Annotated in this window: 3 protein-coding genes; all 3 read right to left on the reverse strand. The window is 65.5% G+C overall.

Annotation, left to right across the window (positions count from 1 at the left end; translation table 11 throughout):
• Positions 1-111: 111 nt before the first annotated feature.
• Positions 112-753: an FHA domain-containing protein gene (locus tag AC062T_RS11060; RefSeq protein ID WP_476030012.1), complete on the reverse strand. Its 642-nt coding sequence runs from the start codon at positions 751-753 to the stop codon at positions 112-114.
• Positions 754-817: 64 nt separating this feature from the next.
• Entirely contained in the window at positions 818-3,193 is a 2,376-nt protein-coding gene (locus AC062T_RS11065) for a transglutaminase TgpA family protein (RefSeq protein WP_476030014.1), read from the reverse strand.
• On the reverse strand, positions 3,190-4,443 hold a 1,254-nt coding region (locus tag AC062T_RS11070), incomplete at its 5' end, for a DUF58 domain-containing protein (RefSeq protein WP_476030016.1). The genes AC062T_RS11070 and AC062T_RS11065, both read right to left, overlap by 4 nt.

Raw genomic sequence — 4,443 nt, forward strand, 5'->3', positions numbered from 1 at the left:
ACGTGGTCGTCCCAGACTTTTTCTGCCAGCGTTCTGCCCACAGTGATGCCTTTCTCTACGAATCCGAGCGCACGAATAGGCATGCGCTCAATCGTGACAGTCTACTTCGGCTCAGGCCTTGCCCGCTGCGCCGAGCACCGTTAGCTCGAACTCTCCGAGGTACACCACGGTGCCATCAGCGATCGATACACGCTCGTCGGGGATGACCGCGAACTCCTCGCCATGGTTGTGGCTCACCGAAACGCCGTTCGTGGAATTGAGGTCGTGCACCCAGAGCGACCCATCCGCTGCAACCTCGAGAGCGGCATGGGTCTTGGACACCGATTTAACGGGGTCGATAACGGCAACGAGCTGGGCGTCGGGCCAGAGCGAGTTGACGGCGGGAGCCCTGCCGATCAGAGCTGTGCGCTCCAGCAGCACCTGGCCGCCGCCGGGCAGTCCGATGCGCCACTCCGGGGCAGCCCGCGGGACCTCGGCGAAGCTCGTCTCCTCGTCGACGGGCGCAAACACGGCGGCGGGCAGGCCGGGAGCGACCATGGGAACGAACGTGGGGGTCGCCGGGTCTTCTCGCTCGGCGCGAACCCGCCGGGAATTATCCACCCGCAGGGTTTCGGAGTCGAGCGCCGGTAGCGAGACGCCGGGAGGAAGACTGATGAAGTCCGTGGCGGCAACCGGCTCCGCTGCGGGTTCGCTCGGCTTGGCCGAGGGAACAAGGCCGGGAGGCGGCGCGAGGAATCCGTCGTCTGGTGACATTTTGTGGACTCCCCTCATGTTCGTTCAGCGAGTCATGCTACCCCACCGGCGTGACTCGGCCTCGTCAACCGGTGCCGTTCTCGCCCGTCTTCTTCGTCGAGATTCGCTTTGCCCAGTCGCGGGCGGAGCGGATGCGGTAGCGGGCAACAAAGAGTCGCGTTCGGTTCAGCCCGCGGCGGCCTGCCTCAACTGCGGCCTGCGCCTCGCTCCACGCCGCCTCGCTGCGCTCAGCGCTGATCTCTTGACCAGAGAACACCGCCTCATCCGTTGCTGTTGCCAGCGAGCTCAGCGGCACCAGCCGCTCCCCCGCCACCTGGTCTTCGAGGTGTGCCGCGACTCCGGTACGGGTCGTCGCAGCAGGAACGTCGTAGCCAAGCTCGGAGAACTGGTCTACAAGCTCTTCCCACGCACCGGCAACGCTGTGATGCGGCGGGGCGGAGCGCCGGAGTCTCGCCCGGCGCGCCTTGATGAAGCCCACAACGAACATGGGGATAAAGAGCAGCGCGAGCGGAATCAGGATGCTCAGGCCGAGCACATAGACCCATCCGGGAAGGATGAACCAGGCGCCCTCGTCGTCTTCGTCGGTCTCTTCGAGCTCCACCGGCGAAAGAAGGTCTTCGTCATCGGTGTCAGCGCGCGGCGGCTGACGAACCTGGGGCTGCGGTTCGCTCTGCGGCTTCGGCGTCTGATCCTGGGGGATGTCGGTCTCGTCGGGCGTGGGGTTGAAGGCAACCCAGCCGACATCGTCGAAGGCAACCTCGACCCAGGCCGTCACATCGTCGCCCGTGACCTCGACCGCTTGGCCATCGGCGATCTCAGGGGCAAACCCCATGACCACGCGAGCCGGGTAGCCAAAGCTGCGTGCCATGAGGGCGAAAGCAGACGCATACTGCTCCTGATCGCCCACCATCTGATTGCGCTCAAGAAGGTCGACGATGCGGTCGGCACCGTGCCCGGCCCGCGAGGCAACAGAATCGGAGGCACGCCCGTGGCTCAGGAACCCCTGGGTCGCCAACGCGATGCGAATTGCCTCAAGCTGACCGGCAGGAGAGGATGCCGAGGCGGCATATTCCTGCGCCTTCGACGTGACGACATCCGGAGACCCCTCAACAGGGGGAAGCTCGACGCTCGCGATGGGAACCTCGGCGAGGTCGGCGGCCGTGACCACGCTCTGCACTGTGGCGTCGATCGTGTAGCTGTCGCCCTCGCGCAGCCCCGACGTGAGCACGGCGGTGCCGGTCGAGCCGTTGTAGCGCAGGTCATCCGTGGCCCCGCTCGCAGCCCCGTCGATGAAATCGAGGGATTCGGGGTAGCCGACGCTCGGAACCCACACATCGGCATAATCGGCGATCGTGAAGACAACATTGCGCCGAGCATCCGGCGTGACGAAGGTCTGCTCGGGCAGCGAGCGACCAACGAGCCTGAATGAACCCGAACCGCCCGTGCTGGCGTCGGCCCCTGTGACATTCCACAGCTTGCCGTTGAATGAATCGAGCGTTGCGAGCCGGATGACATCGCCGTTGCGCAGGCCGTCTACCGTGAACAGCACGTCGTCGGTGACCTGCTTGGTGTAGTGACGAAAGCCCGAGAGAGGGCTGGGGTACTGCAGCGGATCGAACGGTGGTTCGATCTCGTCACGCAGAACGAAACGTTCGTCCTGGGCGGGGGCCATCCAGAACCCTGCGCCGCCACCGAGAAGCACGGCGCCGACGATCACCACGGCGGTTCCCGTGAGCTTGCGGGCACGAAGCCTGCGCGAGGCCTCCTCCGATACCGAGCCTGCCGACTGGTGCCGCCAGCCCAACCAGATGAGGGCAAGCACGCCAAAGGTGACGCCGCGGATCCCTGCCTGAAAAGGATCTTCTGTGCCGATGAGGATGCTCGCCAGATAAATGGCGATCGGGCCGATGAGGGCAACTCCAAAGCGCCAGGCGGTGCGGGGCCGAGCCGAAAGCCATCGAGTTGCCAGCGAAACCGAAACGAGAGCGACCAGCCAGGTGGCCACATACGGCACGACCGGAATGTACTGGGGCGCCCCCACCGGCGTGCTGAGGGTGACGATGTCCGCCCACCCGAAGACGGCACCCACCGCGAGGCTCGTGAGGGACTGCAGGCTCGGCAGCACCCCGAGGAATGCCTGCTGGGGCACCGCGAGCACTGTCCCGAGGAGAAAGTAGGCCACGAGCGCCACGAGGATGGTGGGCACGAGGGTGAGTCGATACATCGAGGCGACGATGCCGCTGGCCGCGCCGACGGCAAGCCCGCCGAGGGCGGGAAGCAAGAAGCTGTACCCGCCGAACGATGGCTGAAAGCCGACGAGGCCGATCACTGCGAGGGTGAGCAGCACCGCAATATCTGCCCAGACGCGCGGGGTGGGCATGCGCAGCTTCTGAGCGGCTCGCCTCTGCGCCGCCTGCTCAGCTCTGGTGTTGTCCGTCATCGTCCGAGCCCCCTGATGAGCGGAGGCAGATCAGCCAGGTCGCCGATCGTGATCATGGTGAGCCCTGCAACAACGGAGATTTTGGGCTCAGAACCGTGGACCACGCGGAACCCCACCTGGCTCGTATCCTGCCCGAACAGGGACTGGATGCTCCTGAAATCGGCGATGGTCATTCCCGAACCGCCCACAATCATCACCACGCTGGGGGCTGGCAGCCGTCGAGTGCGCTCTCGCGCAAACTCGCGCAGGGTGGGGAATTCGCGGCCGCCGGGCTCGATGCGGCACGACGCATCCATCATGGAGGTCACTGTCTGGGTGCGCCACATGCCGGATTCGCTCACGACGTTCATTTGAGTGCCATCGCGGATGATCTGAGCGGCGATCGACGCCGTCACCGATATCGCAAGCTCGAACTCGTCTTCTGTTGCGTAGAGATCGCTGCGCGAGGCATGAATCATGGTGACCTGCGAGCGCCGTGTCTCCTCGAACTGCCGCACCATGAGCTGGCCGATGCGCGCGGAGGTTCTCCAGTGAACGTAGCGGCGGTCGTCGCCTGGAACATAAGGGCGAAGGGCATGAAAAGCGATGTCGTTGTTGGTGATCTTCTTAGAGACCTGGCCCTCGAGGTCGCGCACGAGCCCCGCGGCCGACGGCACGAGGCGCACGGTGCGCGGATGCACGAACAGGTCAACAGGGTCGGCCCACTTCTGTGCGCGGCGCAGCAGGCCGAGCTGGTCTCCTCGCACCGATTCGGCGGGGCCAGCGACGATGACGGCACGTTTGTGGGTGGGGACGGCGAACAACTCTTCGTGCTCCTCCCCCGCCTTCATGCCGGGAAGCTGAAACTCGGCAAGCCCGCGACCCACGGGCAGCTCCATGCGGGTCGGCGGCAGCGCTCGCTCCCCCGTGTTGGTCACCACCATGCGGCCCATCGCCCGGTCTCCGACAACAACGCGGCGAGGGTTCAGCTCAATGAACACCCCAAAAGAGGAGCGGCCCACGAGAAAGAGCGTGCTCACGAGCAGCGCAGCGAGGAGCACCGTTGCCAGGTACATAAACTCCTGCCAGCCAAAAATCAGGCTGAGAACGAGCGAGAGCACCCCAAGGGCAATGACGAGCCATCCCAGCCCCGTGACAACCTTGAGCACCGGCCCGATTCCGCGCCAGAGCAGGCGCACAACAGGCGTGACGATAGCGCCGCTCGCCGTGAGAAGTCGGCGCGCCGAAGCCGACGCGCGCGTCACCCCGCC

The sequence above is a fragment of the Homoserinimonas sp. genome, from assembly GCF_056262345.1.